The 19,348-nt window shown below is 74.8% G+C and carries 16 protein-coding genes; 5 read left to right on the forward strand and 11 right to left on the reverse strand.

Features of this window, described 5'->3' with window-relative positions; all coding sequences use genetic code 11:
• Positions 1–23: 23 nt before the first annotated feature.
• The 4 genes from GWJ10_RS07765 to GWJ10_RS07780 form a co-directional block, all read right to left on the reverse strand.
• A complete protein-coding gene (locus tag GWJ10_RS07765) occupies positions 24–1,226 on the reverse strand; it encodes an aminotransferase class I/II-fold pyridoxal phosphate-dependent enzyme (RefSeq protein ID WP_163186628.1) in 1,203 nt (400 codons plus the stop codon).
• A gap of 80 nt (positions 1,227–1,306) precedes the next feature.
• Positions 1,307–2,140 (reverse strand): hypothetical protein, encoded by an 834-nt coding sequence (locus GWJ10_RS07770; protein WP_061268369.1) that lies wholly within the window; start codon positions 2,138–2,140, stop codon positions 1,307–1,309.
• A gap of 187 nt (positions 2,141–2,327) precedes the next feature.
• The gene (locus GWJ10_RS07775; protein WP_240696643.1) at positions 2,328–2,963 is read right to left on the reverse strand and encodes a DedA family protein; all 636 of its coding nucleotides are present in this window, start codon (positions 2,961–2,963) and stop codon (positions 2,328–2,330) included.
• 203 nt (positions 2,964–3,166) lie between these two features.
• Positions 3,167–4,318 (reverse strand): serine hydrolase domain-containing protein, encoded by a 1,152-nt coding sequence (locus GWJ10_RS07780; RefSeq protein WP_163186630.1) that lies wholly within the window; start codon positions 4,316–4,318, stop codon positions 3,167–3,169.
• A 101-nt stretch (positions 4,319–4,419) separates the two neighbouring features.
• Between GWJ10_RS07780 and GWJ10_RS07785 the strand changes: the two genes are divergently transcribed.
• From GWJ10_RS07785 to GWJ10_RS07795, 3 genes are read left to right on the forward strand one after another with little or no spacing between them, the layout of a single operon-like run.
• A complete protein-coding gene (locus tag GWJ10_RS07785; RefSeq protein ID WP_163186632.1) occupies positions 4,420–5,439 on the forward strand; it encodes an LLM class flavin-dependent oxidoreductase in 1,020 nt (339 codons plus the stop codon).
• A gap of 49 nt (positions 5,440–5,488) precedes the next feature.
• A complete protein-coding gene (locus tag GWJ10_RS07790) occupies positions 5,489–5,716 on the forward strand; it encodes a hypothetical protein (RefSeq protein WP_043652196.1) in 228 nt (75 codons plus the stop codon).
• A 7-nt stretch (positions 5,717–5,723) separates the two neighbouring features.
• A complete protein-coding gene (locus GWJ10_RS07795) occupies positions 5,724–8,336 on the forward strand; it encodes a LuxR C-terminal-related transcriptional regulator (RefSeq protein WP_163186634.1) in 2,613 nt (870 codons plus the stop codon).
• Between the two features lie 31 nt (positions 8,337–8,367).
• Here the strand turns inward: GWJ10_RS07795 and GWJ10_RS07800 are convergent, their stop codons facing one another.
• The 4 genes from GWJ10_RS07800 to GWJ10_RS07815 all read right to left on the reverse strand — a co-directional run bounded on the left by GWJ10_RS07800 (position 8,368) and on the right by GWJ10_RS07815 (position 11,396).
• Positions 8,368–9,984 carry a polyamine aminopropyltransferase gene (locus GWJ10_RS07800; protein ID WP_163186636.1) on the reverse strand — a complete coding sequence of 539 codons (1,617 nt, stop codon included), beginning with the start codon at positions 9,982–9,984 and terminating at the stop codon, positions 8,368–8,370.
• A gap of 2 nt (positions 9,985–9,986) precedes the next feature.
• Entirely contained in the window at positions 9,987–10,217 is a 231-nt protein-coding gene (locus GWJ10_RS07805; RefSeq protein ID WP_034656213.1) for a DUF350 domain-containing protein, read from the reverse strand.
• 79 nt (positions 10,218–10,296) lie between these two features.
• Entirely contained in the window at positions 10,297–11,052 is a 756-nt protein-coding gene (locus GWJ10_RS07810; RefSeq protein ID WP_163186638.1) for a DUF4178 domain-containing protein, read from the reverse strand.
• On the reverse strand, positions 11,049–11,396 hold the full coding sequence (locus GWJ10_RS07815; protein ID WP_163186640.1) for an S-adenosylmethionine decarboxylase: 348 nt from the start codon (positions 11,394–11,396) through the stop codon (positions 11,049–11,051). The genes GWJ10_RS07810 and GWJ10_RS07815 overlap by 4 nt, the downstream gene beginning before the upstream one ends.
• A gap of 197 nt (positions 11,397–11,593) precedes the next feature.
• Between GWJ10_RS07815 and GWJ10_RS07820 the strand changes: the two genes are divergently transcribed.
• Complete coding sequence (locus tag GWJ10_RS07820) at positions 11,594–13,366, forward strand: SpoIIE family protein phosphatase (protein WP_163186642.1); 1,773 nt, start codon at positions 11,594–11,596, stop codon at positions 13,364–13,366.
• Positions 13,367–13,503: 137 nt separating this feature from the next.
• On the opposite strand, the gene GWJ10_RS07825 is transcribed toward GWJ10_RS07820, so the two are convergent.
• Positions 13,504–17,019 carry a LamG-like jellyroll fold domain-containing protein gene (locus tag GWJ10_RS07825; RefSeq protein WP_206158367.1) on the reverse strand — a complete coding sequence of 1,172 codons (3,516 nt, stop codon included), beginning with the start codon at positions 17,017–17,019 and terminating at the stop codon, positions 13,504–13,506.
• A gap of 333 nt (positions 17,020–17,352) precedes the next feature.
• On the opposite strand from GWJ10_RS07825, the gene GWJ10_RS07830 reads away from it, so the two are divergent.
• Positions 17,353–18,108 carry a DUF3800 domain-containing protein gene (locus tag GWJ10_RS07830; RefSeq protein ID WP_206158368.1) on the forward strand — a complete coding sequence of 252 codons (756 nt, stop codon included), beginning with the start codon at positions 17,353–17,355 and terminating at the stop codon, positions 18,106–18,108.
• Between the two features lie 135 nt (positions 18,109–18,243).
• On the opposite strand, the gene GWJ10_RS07835 is transcribed toward GWJ10_RS07830, so the two are convergent.
• Positions 18,244–18,564: a UBP-type zinc finger domain-containing protein gene (locus GWJ10_RS07835; RefSeq protein ID WP_076404117.1), complete on the reverse strand. Its 321-nt coding sequence runs from the start codon at positions 18,562–18,564 to the stop codon at positions 18,244–18,246.
• Positions 18,565–18,650: 86 nt separating this feature from the next.
• Positions 18,651–19,343, reverse strand: coding sequence for a hypothetical protein (locus tag GWJ10_RS07840; protein WP_021480893.1), 693 nt, complete (start codon positions 19,341–19,343; stop codon positions 18,651–18,653).
• Between the last annotated feature and the right edge of the window lie 5 nt (positions 19,344–19,348).

Here is a 19,348-nt window from a genome sequence, read left to right on the forward strand (position 1 = left end):
CGTCGGTCGTGGTCGAGCGACGTTCAGGCGTCCCGCACCGACGTGCCCATGCGCTCGACCGCCTCGGTGAGCACGTCGACGCCCGTCGCGAGGTTGAGGCGGACGTGCCCCTGCCCGCCGGGGCCGAACCGGCGCCCGTCCTCCAGCGCGACGCGTGCGCGGTCGAGGAACCACGACCGGGGGTCCGCACCCTCCGGGCCGGGCAGCCCGCGCGCGTCGAGCCACGCGAGGTACGTCGCCTCGCCGGGCCGGTAGCGCACCGCGGGCAGGTGCTCCGCGAGCAGGTCGGCGAGGAGCCACGCGTTGCGCTCGACGCCCGCGAGGACGTCGTCGAGCCACGCCTCGCCGTGGTCGAGCGCCGCGACGTGCGCGAGCACGGCCACGTGCTGGACGCCGTGGCTCGCCTCCTCGGGGATGCGCCGCAGGTCGTCGGCGGCGTCCGGGCCGGCGACGGCCGCCGCCGCCTTGAGGCCCGGCAGGTTCCACGCCTTCGACGCGGAGACGATCGCGACGGCCGATCCCGCCCCGGGGACGGTGAGGAGCGGCGTGTGGGTCGTCGCGGGGCGCCCGTCGAGCCCGGGCCGCGTGAGGGGCGCGTGGATCTCGTCCGCCACGACGCGCACCCCGTACCGCGCGGCGAGCGCCAGGCCGTCCGCCAGCTCCGCGCGCGTGTGCGCGGTCCCCGTCGGGTTCTGCGGGTTGCACACGAGCCAGACGGCGCGGCGCCCGCTCCCCGGGCCGTCACCGTTCGCGGCGGCACCGGTCGCGTCGGCGAACGCCCGCTCCAGGGTGTCGAGGTCGAGACGCCCGTCGGTGCCCAGCGGCGCGTCGACGACGCGGCGCCCCTCGTTCGCGGTGAAGCCGTAGAACGGCGGGTACACGGGCGGGTTGACGACGACCGCGTCGCCCGGGGACGTGAGGACGCGCAGCACCTCGACGATCGCGACCATGACGTCGGGCAGCGTGCGCGACGTCGCCGCGTCGGGCGTCCAGCCCCAGCGGCGCCGGGCGAAGCGCGCGTACGCCTCGCCGTACGCGGTGCCGACGTCGTACCCGGTGTCGCCCGAGCGCAGTGCGGCCGTCACGGCGTCCACGACCGCGTCGCACGGCGCGACGTCCATCTCGGCGACGAACAGCGGCAGCACGTCGGGCGGGTAGGTGCACCACTTCGCCGACGTCCGACGGCGCAGCTCGTCGAGCGTGAGGACGTCCAACGGTGTGCGCATCGTGCCCCTCCTCGGTGCGGGCCGAGCGTCTGCCCGGCACCGGTCGGCGGGCCTGCCCCGGTCGGCCGACCCGGCCCACCCTAGGCGGGCTCGGGCTCCGTCGCCGCGGGCGCACCCTCCTCAGCCGCGGCGTTCGCCGGGCTCGTCGCGAGCACGACGCACCCCCCGACGGCGGCCAGCGTCGCCACGACGGCGGGCGCCGCCCAGCCCGACCGCACGACGTCGCCGAGCACGGCGAGGCCGACGATCCCCGGGGCGAGCACCTCGATCACGGAGACCGTCGCGGCGACCGTCCCCACGGCGCCCCGCTCCAGGGCGCGCAGGTAGGCGAGCGCGCCCGCGACGCCGCCGAGCACGATCGCGAGGGCGAGCGGCTGGAGCACGGTGTCGAGCAGGTCCCCGGACGCGTGCGCGCCGCGCGCCGCGACGGCGGCGACCGAGTAGCCGAGGCCGCCCAGGACGGCGAGCAGCACGGGGTGCCCGCGCCGGTACGCGGCGGCGGTGCCGACCGCCACGGCCACCCCGGCGACGTTGACCCAGGTCGTGAACCCGGCCGGCGGGTGCGTCGCGGGCTGCTCCCCCGCCGCGAGCGCCAGCACCACGAGCCCCGCGACGACGACGCCGATCGACACGACGTCCGTGCGACGCAGCGTCGCGCCGAGCACGAGGCGGGCGAGCAGCACGACGGCGACGAGCGACGCCGCGACGACCGCCTGCACCACGAAGAGCGGCAGGTGGTCCAGGGCGAGGAGGGAGAGGAGCCAGCCGACGCCGTCGACCACGAGCCCGCCGACGACGAGCGGCTGGGCCACGGCCGCGAGGCCGTGGGCCCGGCGCGTCGCGACGGCCTGCATGATCGTGCTCACCGCGTACAGGAGGCTCGCGGCCACGGCGGCGAGCAGCGAGAGGATCACGACGCGACCCCGAGGCCGTCGCCCGCGGCGGGCGCGACGTGGGCCGCGCGCACGGGCACGCTGGGCCGTTCGGTCGGGGCGGGCACGTTCCGATCATCCGCCACCGCGGCGCGCACCGCGCGGGCGGGCCTACGGCTCCGGACGTCCGGGCGAGGCGGTCAGGCGCCGTCGCGCGTGGTCGCGGTGGTCAGGCCTCGTCGCGCGCGGGCGCCGCGTCCCGACGGCCGCGCGCGTGGGCGGGGCGCTCGTCGTCGTGCACCCAGCGCCAGACGCGCGTCACGACGAACCACACGACCGCCGCGGCGACGACCGCGATGACGACCTTCTGCAGGACGCCCGCGTACTCCTCGACGACGTGCCACTGCTCGCCGAGCGCGTACCCGGCGTAGACGAAGATCGTGTTCCACACGGCGCTGCCGGCGGTGGTGAGCGCGGTGAACTTCCACAGGGGCATGCGCTCGACCCCGGCGGGGATCGAGATGAGGCTGCGGAAGATGGGGATGAAGCGGCCGAAGAAGACCGTCGCGCTGCCGTGCCGGAGGAAGAACTGCTCGGTGCGGTCGACGTCCTCGACCTTGACGAGCGGCAGGCGCTCCGCGATCCACCGCGTGCGCTCGCGCCCGATGATCGCCCCGACCGTGTAGAGCGCGAGGGCGCCGACGACGGACCCCGCCGTCGTCCACAGGATCGCCTCGACGAGCCCGAAGCTCCCCTGGCTCGCCGTGAAGCCCGCGAGCGGCAGGATGATCTCGCTCGGCAGCGGCGGGAACAGGTTCTCGAGGGCGATGGCGATCGCGGCCCCGACCGGGCCCAGCGTCTCCATGAGGTTGACCGCCCAGCCGGCGACGCCGTCGAGAGCGGGCTCCGCCGTCGTGGCGGCGGGCACGGCGGCCGTCAGGGCGGCGGAGAGTCCGGAGGGCATGGGACACGAGCCTAGGCGAGCGGTCGGTGGCGCGAGCGCCGATGCGGCCGGGAGGGTGTGGAGGTCTCGTGCGGAGGCGCGGGACGCGCGGGGGACCGGCCCGCTCAGCCGCGGACGAGCTCGTCGAGGCGACGGATCGGGTCCCAGGCGCCCGCCTCGCTGTTCGACAGCACGACGACCGTCACGCCCGGCGCCCCGGCCTGCGGGAGCGCGTCCGGGCCTTCCTCAGGGCCCACCGGGTCCGGGTAGTGGCGCAGGATCGCGCTCGCCCCGGTGTTGATGCCGTCCTTGTACGCCGAGCGCACCGACCCGTCGGCGAGCAGCTCGAACTCGAGCCCGAAGCCGTAGTGCACGCTCGGGGCGGGCTCGGCCCCGTCCGTGTCGTCCGCGCCGTCGTCGTGCAGCACCTGCGGGGTGAGGAACGCGCGCGTGAGGTCGGGCGGCAGGAGCTCGCCGCCGCGCACCGCCGCCCAGAACCGGGCGAGGTCGCGCGCCGTGACGTGCGCGCCGCCGTCGGGCGAGCCGACGGGCGGGTAGGAGTAGACGTTCTGCCGCCACCCGGTGACGGGGCCGTCGTCGTCCGGGCCCTCGCGCACGGGCTCCCAGCCCTCCGCGACGTCCGGCTCGGCCTCGTCCATGCGGAAGAATCCGGAGCGGTCCATGCCCGCGCGCGCGAACACGTGCTCGCGGACGTGGTCGCGGTACGTCGTCCCGGTGACGGACTCCAGCGCGAGGCCGGCGAGGACGTAGCCGACGTTGCAGTAGCGACACCCCTCGCCGGGCGCGAAGTTCGGCTCCTTGTGGACGAACCCGGGCAGGAAGTCCGCCGTGCGCGTCACGGAGTAGTTGGGCCGGTCCGCCCACAGCTCCTCGTACGACTCCCCCGCCTCCTCGTCGGCGTCGTCCGCGATGCCCGACGTGTGGGTGAGCAGGTGCCGGATCGTCACCTCGCGCGGGATGGTCGTGCCCGCGAGGTCCACGTGGTCGTGGACGCGGTCGTCGAGCCCGAGCCGGCCGTCGCCCACGAGCTGGAGCACCGCGACGGCGGTGAAGAGCTTGGTGACGGACGCGACGTCGAACCGCGTGCTCGTGCGGACCGGGACGCCCCAGCGGCGCGACGCGACGCCGTAGGCGCGTTCGAGGAGCACCTCGCCGTGGCGTTCGACCCGCACGACGCCGGAGAAGTCGTCGGCATCCGCGGCGGAGCGCAGGTGCGTGTCGAGGGCGGCGAGAGCGGCGTCGTCGAGCGCGGTCATGGCCCGACCGTAGGCGGGCCGGGGCGCTCCCGGCCAGGACTTTTGTCCCGGAGAGCCGCACGTCGTCACGGGTGGGAGCGCTATCACGGTACGGTCGCCGCATGGCGACCTCGACGACGACCCCCGCGCTCGGTGTGATCCTCCCGCGCGAGCTCCCCGCCGACCTCATCGTGCCGTTCGCGCGCCGCGCGGAGGAGGTCGGCCTCGACGAGCTGTGGGTCGTCGAGGACCTCACCTTCCACGGCGGGATCGCGCAGGCCGCGACGGTCCTCGCCGCGACCCAGCGCCTCACCGTCGGCATCGGGATCCTGCCCGCCGCCACGCGTGCGCCGTCGACCGCCGCGATGGAGGCCGGCACGCTCGCCGCCCTGCACCCCGGCCGCCTGCACCTCGGCCTCGGGCACGGCATGCCGGCGTGGATGCGGCAGATCGGCGTGTGGCCCGCGAGCCCGCTCGCGATGCTCGAGGAGACCACCGCGACCGTGCGCGCGCTGCTGCACGGCGAGCGCGTCAGCGTCGCGGGCCGCTACGTGTCCGTCGACGACGTCGCCCTCCACGCCCCGCCCGCCTCGCCGCCGCCCGTGCTCGCCGGGGTGCGCGGCCCGCGGTCGCTCGAGGTCTCGGGCCGCGTCGCGGACGGGACCATCCTCGACATGCCCGTGACCCCCGAGTACCTCGCCGTCGCGCGCGCCGCGATCGACGCCGGGCGCGCGAGCGCCGGGGACGCGGCCCCGCCCGCGCACCGCGTCGTCGCGTTCTCCGTCGGCGCCGTGCACGACGACGTCGCGACGGCCCGCGAGATCGTCCGCCCCTACCTCGCGGTCCTCGGCGAGGCCGACTGGTCCGCCCAGATCGACCCGCTGCCCTTCGCCGCCGACTTCCGCGCCCTGCGCGACGCGAGCGCCACCCCCGACGACTTCGCCGCCGCGATGCCCGACGCGTGGGTCGACGCGCTCGCCGTCGTCGGGTCGCCCGAAGCCTTCCGCGCGCGGCTCGCCGAGCTCGGCGCCGGCGGGGTGTCCAGCGTCGTCCTCGTCGCCACGACAGCCGACCCTGCCCGGCCGGACGACCCGTTCAGCGCGCTCGACGCGCTCGCCGCGGTGACCCGCCCCGCCGTCTGACGGCGGCCGTCGACCTGCGAGACCGCGCCGGAGAGCCGACCATGGGCAGGTGAGCGAGCACGCACCGACCTACACCGAGACCTGGCCCCTGCTGAGCCCGGGAGACCGCCGTCGGCTCGAGGAGCTCGACGACCTCGAGACCGACATCCTCCGCCAGCTCTCCGAGGCGTTCGCCGACGAGGTGGACGCCCCCACGCTCGGCGAGGTCCAGGTCGAGCGGCTGCGGGTCTACCGCGACGCGCAGGCCCGCGCACAACGGCAGCGGACACGCGCCTGACCGCCCCATGAGCGCCCCGGGGCCACGCGCGTCCCTCGTCGACACCGTGCTCGGCGCGGTGCGCGAGGGCACGTCGGTCGTGGTCTCCGGGCTCCCGGGCTCCGGCCGGTCCACGCTCCTCGCGCGCGTCCGGGCCGCCGTCCTCGACGACGACCGGCACGTCCTGTCCCTCGTGGGCGTCGGCCCCGGCGCCCCGCGTCCGCTCGAGTCGCTCGTCCTCGCCGGGGTGCTCGACGCCGCCCCCGGCCAGCCCGTGTCGCTCGGGCGCGCGGTCGACGCCGTCGAGCGGGCGCTCGGCACCGGGCCGGCGGTCCTCCTCGCGGACGACGCCGACGCGCTCGACGACACCTCCGCCGCGGTCCTCGGGGCGGTCTCCGCCCGCCAGGACGCCACCGTCGTGCTGAGCCAGCGCCCGCCCTACCCCGCGGCCCCGGTCGAGACCGTGCTCGGCGGCCGACCCGCGACCGCGCTGCCGATGCCGCCCCTCGCCTTCGAGGAGATGCACGCCACCGCGAGCGCGCTGCTCGGCGGCGACCTCGACGCCGGTGTCGCCGGTCGCCTGTACGGCCTGTCCGGCGGCCTGCCCGGCCTGGTCCGGTCCGTCGCCACCGAGGCCCGGCGCGCCGGCCGCCTCGTCGAGGAGTCGGGGACCTGGGTCGCGCGCCGGGACCTCGTGACCTCGGCGCTCGCCGGCGACGTCGGCCGCCTGGTCAGCGGGCTGTCGCCCGAGGAGGTGGACGGCGTCTGGGCGCTCGCGGCGACCGGCGCCGCGGAGCTCGGGACGGTGCACCGGTTCCTGCCCTGGCCCGTGCTCGTCGCGCTCGACGACCACGGCCTGGTCCGCTTCGTCGAGGCCGAAGGTCGCACGACGGTGACGCTCTACCCGCCGCTCGTCGGGGAGCTCCTCCGGCAGTCGGGGGGCGCACGAGCGCTGCGCGCGGCGGAGCAGGTCGCCGACGCGCTCGGCAGCGGCCGGGCGGACGAGTGGGACCCCCTCGCGCGCACCGCCGACGCCGCCGTCCCGACCGGCTGGGCCGCGTCGCGCGAGTCGGCGGCCATCCTCGGTCGCGCCCTGCGGCGGCATGCCGCCGCCCAGCTGCTCGCGAGCCGGGACGCGTGGGAGCGCACCCCGACCACACGGAACACCGTCCGGTACCTCGAGGCGCTCGTCAACGACGACGCCGCGCCCGACGTGGTGGAGCACGTGCTCTCGCGCGCGCACGACCTCGTCCCCGAGGAGCCCGGTCGCGAGAGCTTCCTCGTCGCGTGGGAGGCCGTCTACCGCGCGGTCGTGCGCCACGAGCGCGACGCGGCCCTCGCGCTGCTGGAGCCGGCCGGGACCACGGAGGCCGACGACGCCGTCCTGATCGCGGTCGCCCAGCACGTCCTGCTCGCGGTCGGCGACGTCGAGGGCACGGGACCGTCCGCCGAGCTCCCGCCCCCGCTCCCCCGTCCCGCGACCGACGAGAGCGCGGAGCCGCCGTCGACCGCGTCGTTGCTCGTCGGGCCCGGTGACGTGGTGGGGCTCGTCCGTGCCGAGGTGCTGCTCGCCCGGGGTCGGTGCGACGACGCGGCCGAGATGCTCGACGACCTCGTCGTGCCGCAGGCCGCCGACCGCCAGGACGGCGCCTCGTGGCGCTCGTTCACGCTGCTGTGCGCCGGAGAGGTCGAGGCGGCCGTCGAGCGCTCGCGCCGCCTCCTGGACCAGGCACGGGACCGGTTCGCGGTCTGGGAGTTCGAGCCGCACGGCTACGTGGTCGCCCTCGGCCTCTACCTCCAGGGCCGGTTCACGACCCTGCGCGAGCACCTGACGAGCGTCTTCGCCGCCGGCGCGCACGCGCCCCTGCGCCCGAACACCCGCGCGGGACTGCGCTGCCTCGGCGCCGAGCTCTCGCTCCGGGAGGGGAACGTCACGAGCGCGCGCTCGCTCGCGCACCAGCTCGACGCGCTGCAGCTCCTCGCGGCGTCCACCCCGCTCGCCCGGCCGCACCCGCTCGCCGCGGAGCTCGCGCTCGCGACCGGCCAGGCCGGGCCCGAGGCCGCGACGCGCGCGGCGTGGGATCTCGTCGAGGCGATGGACCGCCGCGGTTACCTGCTCGCCGCACTCTTCGACGCGGCCTGGCTCGTGACCCTCTGGCCCGACGCGCGTCGCGCCCGGCGGGTCGCGGAGCACGCGGCCGCCGCGCAGGGCACGCTCCTGCCCGCCCTCGGCCGCTACGTCACCGCCGCCGCCGACCGCTCGCCCGAGGCGCTCCTCGCGGCCGCCGACGACCTGCGCGCCCGCGGCCTCGTGCTGCACGGCACCCAGGCCCACGCGACCGCCGTCCGGCTGCTGCGCGACGACGGTCGCACGGCCCTCGCCACCGACGAGGCGCACCGGCTCCGCGCCCTCGTGGCGACCGCGGGCGAGGAGCTGGACCTGCTCGTGCCGCCGGTCGCGCCCGTGGACACCCTGAGCCCGCGCGAGCGCGAGGTCGCCCGGCTCGTCGCGCGCGGGCTGAGCAACAAGGACGTCGCGCGCGAGCTCGTGCTCAGCGACCGCACCGTCGACAACCACGTCTACCGGATCTTCCGGAAGCTGGGCATCACCTCGCGCGACCAGCTCCCGTCCGTGCTCTGACGACCGACGTCGTCCCGTCGGCGCCGCCGCATCAGTAGCGCCAGGCGCGCATGTCCTCCTGGTACGTGCGCTGGACCGTCGGGGACAGCAGGGTCGACGGCGGCAGGTCCCGCGGCGGGTTGTCGGCCGGGAGGCGCGTGGCCGCCGCGAGGGACGCGGCGTCGTGGAAGCGCAGCCCGTCCGGGAGGGGCGTGCGCGCGAAGGGGCCGGGCACGACGTCGGCCGGTCCGCCCGGGAGCGAGAGCGCGAAGCCCCACTCCCCGAAGGAGGGCACGTTGACGGTGAGCGGCACGACGGTGCGCCCGGGCGCCGCGGCGCGGACGGTCGAGACCACCTGCCAGAACGCGTCGGGCGTGAAGTACGACGACGTCGCCTGCGTCGCGAACGCGCCGCCGGGCCGCAGGTGCGCGGCGACCATGCCGTAGAACTCCTGCGAGTAGAGCTTGGCGACACGCTCGGACGAGGGGTCGACGAGGTCGACGAGCACGACGTCGAACGTCTGCGGCGTGTCCTCGACCCAGCGGAACGCGTCGGCGTTGACGACCGTGACGCGGGGGTCGTCGAGCGCGTGCTCGTTCACGGCGGTGAGGAGCCGGTTCTCGCGCGCGAGGTCGGTGACGGCGGGGTCGAGGTCGACGAGCGTGACCTCCTGGACCGAGCCGTAGCGCAGGACCTCGCGCGCGAGGAGGCCGTCGCCGCCGCCGAGGATCGCGACGGACGCGGGCGCCGCGACCGACGTCATCGCCGCGTGCGCGAGCGTCTCGTGGTACCGCGCCTCGTCGACGGAGGAGAACTGGAGCTGGTTGTCGAGGTAGAGGCGCGTATCCCCCTGGTACTCGGTGACGACGACCTGCTGGTAGGCGCTGCGCTCCTGCGCGACGACCGGGTCCTGGTACATCCCCGCGCTGATGCGCGCCTCGAGCCACGACGACGCCGCGAACCCGGCGACGAGCACGACGAGCGTGACGCCCGCGAGCACCGACCACCGCGGCGGGTGGCCCATGCGCGCGAGCATGAACCCCGCGACGGCGACGTTGAGCACCGCGACCGCGAACGCGGTGCGCACGAGGCCGAGGTACGGGAGCAGCAGGAACGGGAACAGCAGCGACGCGGCGAGCGCGCCGAAGTAGTCGAGCGCGAGCACCTTCGACAGCAGCGAGACGGAGCCCTCGCTCCCCCGCTCCTTGAGCACCGCCACGAGGAGCGGGATCTCGACGCCGATCGCCGTCCCGATCGCGAGCGACAGCACGACGAACACGACCCACGCGAGCTCCGTCGCCGCGTACGCCCAGAACAGCGCGAGCACCGACGTCCCGCCGAGGAGCGAGAGCACGAGCTCGTTGCGCACGAAGCTCAGCCCCGCGGTGCGCTGCAGACGCGGCGCGAGGAGCGAGCCGAGGCCCATGCCGAACAGCGTGAGCCCCGTCGCGACGGAGAACGCGACGACCGAGTCGCCGAACAGGTACGACGCCGCCGTCCCGAGGATGAGCTCGTAGACGAGCCCGCCGACGGCGACGAGCAGCGCGGCGGCGAACACGGTCGGTCGGTCGAGGTGGCGCGCCCCCGAGCGCCCGGCGGGCGCGTCGCGGTCCGCGGCCGCGTCCGCCCCGGGCGGGCCGCCGGGCGGGACCTCCTGCTGGTCGAGCACGGTCAGGAGCTGATCGTCCCCGCGATGATGAGGCCGATCGCCACGGCGAGGCCCGCGATCATCACGCCGAACGCGACGTTGTGCTCGTCGACGAGCTCGCGGTGCAGGTTGAGCCGGAACACCTTGTTCGCGACCACGAGCGTGACGAGCAGCAGCACGATGCCGAGCACCGAGTAGAGGACGGTCGAGAAGAAGGACCAGAGGAACGCCAGCGGGGCGGCGGCTGAGATCACGGGGTCTCCCGGGTTCGGGTCGTGGGACGGGCGGACGGGTGCAGGGGTTCGGGGCCGGGACGGGCGGGCGCGGGTCGGGTCACTTGCCGAGCCCTCCGCCGCCCCCGCCGTAGACGGTGCGCCGCACGCACGTGCCGTCGTCGGTCGTGGCGACCTGGCCGGTGGTGGGCGACGTCGTGACGACGGACCGGGGCGTGCACGACGCGCTGCCCGAGGCGGCGCGGGCGGCGCACGACCCGAGACCGAGCAGCACGACCGCCGCGACCGCGAAGGCGACGAACCGCCCGCCGGGGACCGTGCGCGGCGCGACGCGACGGCCGAACAGGCGCTGCTGCTCGGCGACGTCGAGACGGCGCCCGTGGTAGACGGAGGTGACGGGGCCGAGCGGTCCGGTCGTGCGCTCGATCGACACGATCGTCCCGTGGGCCGAGAGGTCGACGTACTCGACCTCCTGCCCGACGGCGAACGGCTCGGCGAACTGCCCCTCGACGTGCTCGACGCGCCCCGTCCCGTGCTCGCGCACCGTGAGCGTGTGCTGGCGCCCCTCGAGGGTCAGCCCGAGGGTCCGGCCGGTCTGCAGGCCCGAGAGGTCGACGACGGGCGGCCACGGCTCGGTCGGGTGCAGGAGCGTCACGTCGCGCGTGTCGTGGTCGTACTCGACCCACACGTCGGAGCCGTCGTGGGCGAGGAGCTGCCACTCCTCCCACGTGAACGTGGAGCCGCCGTGCACGGTCGAGAGCACGGCGACGGCGCGCGGCGTCGCGCGCTGCGGCGGGGCGCCGACGAGGTCCTCGCCGACGCGCATCGCGAGCCGCGGGCGGGGCGTCCTGCTCACACGAGGCTCCGCACGGCGACGTCGGCGGCCCCGAGCTCCGCGGCGAGGAGCGCGCGCACGTCGTCCGTGAACGTGGCCGACGCCGGGGCGCGGCACGTCGTGAGGGTCACGTAGGCCGTGCCGTCCTCGGGCCAGGTGTGCACGGCGAGGTGCGACTCCGCGAGCAGCAGCACGACGCTGGTGCCCTGCGGCTCGAAGCGGTGGGATACCTCCCCGAGCGGCGTCATCCCGGCCTCGCGGACGATCGCGTCGAGGCAGCGGCGGACGGTCGGCTCGTCGTCGAGCAGCGCCGGGTCCGCGCCCGTCACGTCGAACACGTGGACGAGGTTGCGCTGCACGTCCACGCCCCTGTCGGTCTCGGTCCTGCCGGCCGGCGCGGGCGAGCGGCCCGCGGTCCGGTGGCCGCCGTCGGGCCGGGCACACCCTAGCCGACCTGCGGCGTCGACCGACGGGCGGACCCGCCGCGCGAGACCGGCCGCCCGTCCGCACGGGCGGACCCCGTCCAGGGAGCGGGCGACGGCCGTTCGCCTACGATGCGCGGATGGATGCCGAGTGGTTCGTCGACGCCACGGCGCAGTGCGCCGTGGGTCGGCAGGCGCGCGAGGTCGCGTGGGAGCGGACGCCCCTGGGCCCGCCCGACGAGTGGCCCGAGGCGCTGCGCCACGCCGTCCGCCTGTGCTTCTCGACGCAGTTCCCCGTCATGCTGGTCTGGGGGCCGGACCTCACGCTGATCTACAACGACGGCTACGAGGAGATGCTCGGCACCGCCAAGCACGCGGGCGCGCTGGGCGCCCCGGCGGCAGTGGTGTGGGCGGAGATCTGGGACGAGGTCGGGCCGCTGTTCGACGAGGTCCTGCGCACCGGGCGCGCGTCGTCCGACCGGGACCTGCACCTCGTGATGAACCGCTCCGGCTACGACGAGGAGACGTTCTTCACCTTCTCCTACAGCCCGCTGCGGGACGACGACGGCCGTATCGCGGGCGTGCTCGACATCTCGACGGAGACGACCCTGGCGGTCGTCAACCAACGCCGCCTCGCGATGCTCGGGGAGCTCCAGGGCGCGCTCCCGACGACGTTCACCGACCTGGCGACGTTCGGCCGCCCGGTGCTCGACGTCCTCGCCGGGAGCCCCGACGTCGCGCGCGCCGCGTTCTACGACGTGCGCGGCGCGCGCCCCCGCGTGGTCGGGTCGGTCGGCCCGGAGGCGGAGCCGGCGGAGACCCGCCTCGTCGAGCGCGTGTTCCGGACCCGCCAGCGCATCGTCTCGCAGGGTCTCGTCGTCAAGCCGCTGCGCGACGCGGTGCGCGGCGGCGTGGCCGGGATCCTCGTGCTCCGAGCGAGCCCGCTGCGCCCCTGGGACCGCGACTACGCGCGGTACCTCGCCGGCCTGGCCGCGACGGTCGGGGCCGCGCTGCGCGACGCGGTCCGCCTGCGCACGACGATGGACGCGCTGCGGCTGCGGGTCGAGCGCTCGGAGGAGCAGACGGCGCAGATGCGCGAGGTCGCGCTCGCGCTCCAGCAGGCGGTGCTCACGGAGCCGCCCGACCCCGACCACCTCCAGGTCGCGGTGCACTACCAGCCCGCCGCGCTCGACCGCGACATCGGCGGCGACTGGTACGACGGGTTCGTGACGCCCGACGGCGCGACGACCCTCGTGGTGGGCGACGTCGTCGGCCACGACCTGGCGGCGGCCGTGATGATGGGGCAGCTGCGCGGGCTGGTGCGGGCGATCGGCTACGACAGCGGCGCGTCGCCCGCGCGCGTCCTCGAGCGCGTCGACGCGGCCGTGCAGGGGCTCGCGCTCGGGAGCGGCGCGATCGCGACGGTGATCCTCGCGCGCATCGAGCAGAGCCCGGAGCAGCGTCGCCGCGGGGCCCGGACGGTGCGGTGGTCGAGCGCGGGGCACCTGCCGCCGATGCTCGTCCGGGCGGACGGCCGCGTCGACACGCTCACGCGGCGGAACGACCTGCCGCTCGGCCTCTCGTCGGGCACCGTGCGGACCGAGCACACGGTCGAGCTCTACCCGGACGACACGCTCGTGCTGTACACCGACGGGCTCGTGGAGCGTCGCGGCCACAACCTGCGCGACGACCTGGCCGACCTCGCCCGCGCGCTGGAGGGCACGCACCGCGGGCCCATCGAGGAGGTCGTCGAGGCGGCGCTCACGCGGATGCTGCCGGGGCCGGGCGAGGACGACGTCGCGCTCGTCGTGCTCCGGACCGGCCCGGAGGACGCCCCGGTGCCCGGCACCGCCGAGATGCCGGGCGACACGTCCGCCGAGCTGCCGTCCGAGCGCGGCGCGCCCGTGGCCTGACCGGCGCGACCACGGGCTCCCGGGGTCTCACGACGGGGTGCTGCGGTCGCACGGGAGTACGACGAGGGGTCGTCCCCCGCCCGTGACGGGCGGGGGACGACCCCGAGCCGGCGCCGCTCGGCGGCGCCGGTCGGCCGTCAGCCGCAGGTGGTCGCGGCGTACGGCGCGACGACCTCCGTGCTGACCTGCTCGCCGTCGACCGTCGCCGTGGCGGTGACGGTCGCCTCGCCCGCCTCGGCGGACGGGGCGCGCACCGCGAACGACTGGTACGCGTTCGCCCCCGGGGCCACGGCGGTGACCGCCTTGGTCCCGAACGGCGTGGCGAGCGTGACGTCCACGGGGACGTCCTCGCCGTTCGTCGCGCGCACGGCCACGTAGGCCTTGCCCGCGAGGCAGCGGGTCTCGGCCGTGACCGTCACGTCGAGCGTCGGCTCCTCGCCGTCGTCGCCGGCGTAGACCTGGGCGACCTCGGCGTCGGACAGCGCGCGGTCGAAGACGCGCACGTCGTCGATCGTGCCCGGCCAGTAGTCGACCGGGTTGCCGCTCCACTGCCCGCGCCCGATCGTCAGCGGACCGGACGGCGTGGTGCCGCCGCACACGTCGGACTGGCCGACGAGCTCGCCGTTGACGTAGAGCTTGAGCTTCTGGTCGGCCGCGTCGCGGACGCCCACGACGTGGTACCAGTCGCCCAGCACGGGCTGCACGACGTACTCCGCGCGCGGCTCGCCGTCGTAGGAGAAGGCCCACCGGCCGCCCCCGCCGTACTGGAGGTAGAACGCGCTCGAGCCCGTGACCGAGTCCTGGCCGACGATCGTCGACCACGCGCCACCGGGCGTCTTGTCGAGCTGGACCCACGCGGACACCGTGTACGAGCCGGTCGTGTCGACCACGGGACCCTCGGTCGCGAACGACTGGTTCGTGCCGTCGAGCCTGATCGCGGACCCGCTGTCGCCGTGACCGGCGACCCACGTGCCCGTGCCCGACGCCGCGTGGTCGCCGACGCCGTCGGCCGCCGTCGTGCCCTGGCCCTCGTCGAACGACCAGCGGCCCGTGCCGGTCAGCCCCGGGGTGCCCGGGTCGACGGGCGCGGAGCCCTGCACGGCCGCCGCGACGACCCGCTCGTTGACGTCCTTGACGCGCGCGGCGTCCATCTTGAGGACGCGCCGGTCGTACGTGTAAAAGCCGTTCAGCTCGTTCTCGACGTCGGAGATCTCCGTGTACACCGAGCCGGACAGGTAGCACTGCGCCGGCCGCACGAGCTTCTCGGTGTTCTGCACGTACGCGTCGGTCAGGGCCTCGCTGTTCGCGACGCCGCCGTACGGGTTGGCGGACACGCCCGGCCACATGTGGCCCGGGACGCTCATCGAGAAGCCGCCGTGCTCGCCGTCGATCGCGGCGCGCGTGGCGTCCGGCTTCGGCAGGGCCGGGCCGGTGTACTGGTGCCAGTCGATGATGTCGCCCGTCTTCGAGTCACCCTTGGACGCGCAGCAGTTGTAGCCGGAGTGCGTGTTGAGGATCCGGCTCGGGTCGTAGGCGTCGATCGTGTTCCCGATCCGCGCCGTGTCGGCCAGGTTCCACTCGCCCCAGCCCTCGTTGAACGTCACCCAGCCGACGATCGACGGCACCGAGCGGTGCTGGTCGATGATCGTCTTCATCTCCTGCTCCCAGAAGACGCGCGACGCCGGGTCCGTGTCGCCGTTGTCGAACCACCCGCTCGGGATGTCCTGCCAGACCATGAGGCCCAGCGTGTCGGCGTGGTGGTACCAGCGGGCCGGCTCCACCTTGATGTGCTTGCGCACCGTGTTGAAGCCCAGGTCCTTGTGCGCCTGGAGGTCGAACACGTACGCCTCGTCGGACGCCGGCGTGTAGATGCCGTCCGGCCAGTAGCCCTGGTCGAGAGTCGACATGAGGAAGGTCCTCTCGCCGTTCAGCAGGATGCGCTGGACGCCGTCCACCTCGGAGACCTCGATCGAGCGCATGCCCGCGTACGACGCCACGGTGTCGGTCGAGTCCCCGTCGGTGAGCGTGACGTCGACGTCGTAGAGGTACGGGTCGTCGGGCGACCACAGGTGCGCGTCCGGGATCTCCACCGCGAGCAGCTCGTTCGCGGCGCCGGTCGCGGTGCCGACCTCGGTGCCGTCCGCGTCCCGCACGACGGCGGTGACCTCGGCCGCGTCGGACGCGGAGGCCGACTGCGCGGTCACCGCCAGGACGCCGGCCTCGACGTCGGGCGTCGTGACGACGGCGTCGATCGCCGCGGCCGGGACGGGCTCCATCCACACCGTCTGCCAGATGCCCGACGTCGGGGTGTAGAAGATGCCGCCCGGGTTGAGCGTCTGCTTGCCGACGGCCTGGTTGCTGCCGTCCGTCGTGTCGACGACGCGCACGACGAGCTCCTGCTCCGCGCCCGCGACGAGCGCGTCGGTGACGTCGAACGAGAACGCGTCGTAGCCGCCGCGGTGCGTGCCGACCTCCTGGCCGTTCACGTACGCCGTCGCGACGTAGTCGACCGCGCCGAAGTTCAGGCGCAGGCGGTTGTCGCTCCCGACCGCCCAGTCCTGCGGTACCTCGAACGTGCGGCGGTAGAACATGTCGTCCTCACGCCGCTCGATGCCCGAGAGCGCGGACTCGACCGCGTACGGGACGACGATCTCCTCGTCGAGGTCGCGGCCGCTCGGCACGGCGTCGTCGGACTCCGCCGCCTCGAACTGCCACACGCCGTTGAGGTTCTGCCACGCGTCGCGCGTGAGCTGGGGACGCGGGTACTCCGGCAGCGGGTTCGTCGGGTCGAAGTCGTCGGCCCACGGGGTCTGGATCCGGAACTCGGAACCGTTGGTGACCGGCAGGTTGAGCGGCCCGACCTTCTCGCCGCCGACCGTCAGGTCGCCCTCGCCGTCGTAGACGAGGCGTGCGGTCGACGCGCGGTCGACGGGCTCGGCCAGCGTGATGCCGAGGACGTCGCCCTGCGCCGCGACCTGCGCGACGGGCCACGCGAGCTGGTCGACCTGGACCTTGAGGTGGTCGACGAGGCTCTCGTCGACGCCGCCCGCGGCGCCCTCGAACGCCACGTTGAGGCTCGTGCCGTCGCTCTCGAGCGCGGCCTGCGCGGGGAAGACGACGAAGTCGTCGGGGTACGTGAAGGCGTCGGTCGGCACGATCTCACGTTGCTGCGAAGGGCTCTGCCACCGCAACCGGAGGTGCGACCCGCCGGTGTTCTGGAACATCTCCATGCGGAACGCGTACTCCTGGCCCGCCTGGAGCTGCACCGGCGCGGACGTCTGCTCGACGTCCCAGTCGTCGACCCAGTGGTCGATGACGAGCCGGTCGTCGATCCACAGCCGGAACCCGTTGTCGCCGATCGCGGAGAACGTGTACGCCTCGCTGTAGTCGGGCGTGATCTGCCCCGTCCAGCGCGCGGACGTGCGCTCGCCGCGGCCGGTGAGCTCGGCGAACGTCGGGACCAGGTTGGGGAACTCGATCCGCTGGTCGGGGATCGTGGCCTTGAGGTCGGTGAGCGGCCAGCCGGGTCCGCCGGACAGGAAGTACTCGCCCTTGAGCCCGTTGTCGAGGGCGAGGTCCTGGGCCGCGACGTCCTGCGTGGCCTCGTCGGTCGGGGCCGACGGCGTCGCGGTCGCCCCCGCCGCCGTCGCCACGGCCAGGGGCACCGTGAGCGCGGCGGCCAGTGCCGCCGCCAGGATCCTCGCCGGTCTGCCCCGTGGGGGTGCTACCGCTGTCATGGACTGCATCCGTGCTTCCTCCTCGTCGAGTGAATCCAGGGACTGCACGACGCGGCGGCGAACCGGGCACCGATGCTCCGGCGGTCGCCGTCCTTGGCGCACCGCACAACGTCTCCCCAGAATCAAACAACTTCCACCAGAAAAAGACAACAGGGCACAGCACAGAACAACGGGCCGGGCGACACGAGGTGTCGGCGCCGGGCTGTGGACAAGCGCCTCGTATGGCACGCGGGCTGCGATACTCCCGCCGTGCACCTCGCCTACGTCGACGACTCAGGGGACTCGAAGCGCGGCGTCACGCTCTCGGCCCTCATCGTCGAAGACCGGTACTGGTCTGCGCTGCTGGACGCCTGGCTCACAGGTCGGCGAAAGATCCACGCCCAGTTCGGGGTCCCCAAGAGCCGCGAGATCCACGCTGTCGAGTTCTACAAGAGGCGATCGCCGCTCTGCGAGACACCGGAACAGAACAGCGCGTTCACCAGGGTGGAGCGCGGAGTCGCCGGGCGCACCCTCCTTGCGAGCCTCTCGAGCTTCGAGCACTTCCACGTCGTGACCGTCGGCTCCAGCGAGGTCAGGAAGCCCGAGGTCTACGCGCGATTCATCGCCACGCTCGAGGACTGGGCCGTCGAGCGTGACACCTTCCTGATCGTCTTCTACGACGGCCAGCAAGGTCTGGCGCAGCCTGACGCGGAACCGTCCCCCGCGGAGCTCTCAGCGCTGTGGACGACCGCGGTGCGGAACGCCGCGCCGTATCGCAAGGTTCATCGCGCCCTCGACCTCACGACTCGACGCGTCGTCGAAGACGTGGTGATGCAGGACAGCCAGTTCAGCCAGCTCATCCAGGCTGCCGATCTCATCGCTTACGGCGCGTATCAGCGCCACCGGCAGGATCATCCCGAGCTGTGGGGGCCCGGAGAACCGTGGAAGGCAGCGATCCAGGCCTACATGCGCCTCGCGAAGCACTGGCCCGTCGACAGCGACAACGGCATCTACTGGCTCGGGTAGAGGCCCTCGCACGCAAAAACCCTCGGCCAGAGGCCGAGGGCTGCGGAGGCAGGGCCCCGTGTTCGGCACTCGGCCTAATGGGGTCCTGCACCACCAGGCTACGCGCCCCGATGCGCGGCGGCAACGGGCGCTCCGTCAGCGGTGGATGAGCGACGTCCAGTCGGGCGGCACGCGGTCGGCGGGGCCGGGCGACCCCTGCTCGGGCGGCCGGGACAGCGGCGCGGCGAGGTGCGGGCCCTCGAGCACCTGCTCGGTCTCGAAGTCCCAGTACCACTCTTCACCCGGCTCGAACGAGCGCATGAGCCGGTGGCCGGTCTCGTCGTAGTGCGCGGTCGCGTGCTGCGCGGGGGACGTGTCGCAGCAGCCGACGTGCCCGCACGTCGCGCACCGGCGCAGGTGCACCCACCAGCCGCCGGCCTCGTCGCACTCGGCGCACCCGGTGCCGCTCGGCGGCACCTCGACACGTACCGCGGTGGCGAGGGCGGCCGCGAGCGCAGGGTCGTCGAGACCCTCGCCGTTGACGTTCGGCGCGCGGTCCGTCGTCACCGCGCCCCCGCCCCGGCGGCCCGGACGACCGGCGCCCACGCCTCGGGGTCGAGAGCAGGCGCGGGTTCTGCCGCAGCCCAGGCACGGCAGTCGTCGATCGTCGCGGAGAGCAGCGCGCGCAGGCGCTCGTCCGGGTCGCTCACGCACGCCTCGGCGATGCCCTGCACCGCCGCGGAGATGATGCTCGGTGCGGCGTCGCGCACGAACCGCGTGGGCCGCAGTCGCGCGCCCTCGCAGAACCGCTGCGCCCACCGCGCGGTACGCGGGCAGCTCGCGAGCGCGTCGGCCGACTCGGCGCTCAGCGTGCCCGCGGGGCGGTCGTCGAGGACGTCGAGCATCTTCTCGGCACCGATGATCGCCACCGCGAGCGTCTGCTGCCGGTCCGCCGGGGCGATCGGCAGCGCCGTCACGGCGGCGCGCAGCGCGATGCGCACGTCCCAGTGCGGGTCGTCGCTCGTCAACCCGATGACGGACGGGATGAGCGGCGCGAGCCTCGGGCGCTCCGGGTCGACCGTGAGGTCGTTCACGGCGCGCGCGAGCATCGCGAGCAGCGGGTGCGTGCACCGTGGATGGTCGCTCCAGCGCTCTCCCGCGAGATACGACGCGAGCTCCATGAAGCACGCACCCTTCTTCGGGTTGCGGTGCTTGCCACGGCCCAGCATCGGCAGCATGTCGTAGGTGTCGGTCACGAGGT

It is taken from the genome of Cellulosimicrobium sp. SL-1 (genome assembly GCF_011033075.1).
In the GTDB taxonomy this organism is placed as follows: Bacteria; Actinomycetota; Actinomycetes; order Actinomycetales; family Cellulomonadaceae; genus Cellulosimicrobium; species Cellulosimicrobium funkei.

Coding starts and splice junctions, on each gene's coding strand:
- GWJ10_RS07765 (WP_163186628.1), bottom strand. CDS start 1,226: ATGCGCACACCGTTGGACGTCCTCACGCTCGACGAGCTGCGCCGTCGG.
- GWJ10_RS07775 (WP_240696643.1), bottom strand. CDS start 2,963: ATGGAGACGCTGGGCCCGGTCGGGGCCGCGATCGCCATCGCCCTCGAG.
- GWJ10_RS07780 (WP_163186630.1), bottom strand. CDS start 4,318: ATGACCGCGCTCGACGACGCCGCTCTCGCCGCCCTCGACACGCACCTG.
- GWJ10_RS07785 (WP_163186632.1), top strand. CDS start 4,420: ATGGCGACCTCGACGACGACCCCCGCGCTCGGTGTGATCCTCCCGCGC.
- GWJ10_RS07795 (WP_163186634.1), top strand. CDS start 5,724: ATGAGCGCCCCGGGGCCACGCGCGTCCCTCGTCGACACCGTGCTCGGC.
- GWJ10_RS07820 (WP_163186642.1), top strand. CDS start 11,594: ATGGATGCCGAGTGGTTCGTCGACGCCACGGCGCAGTGCGCCGTGGGT.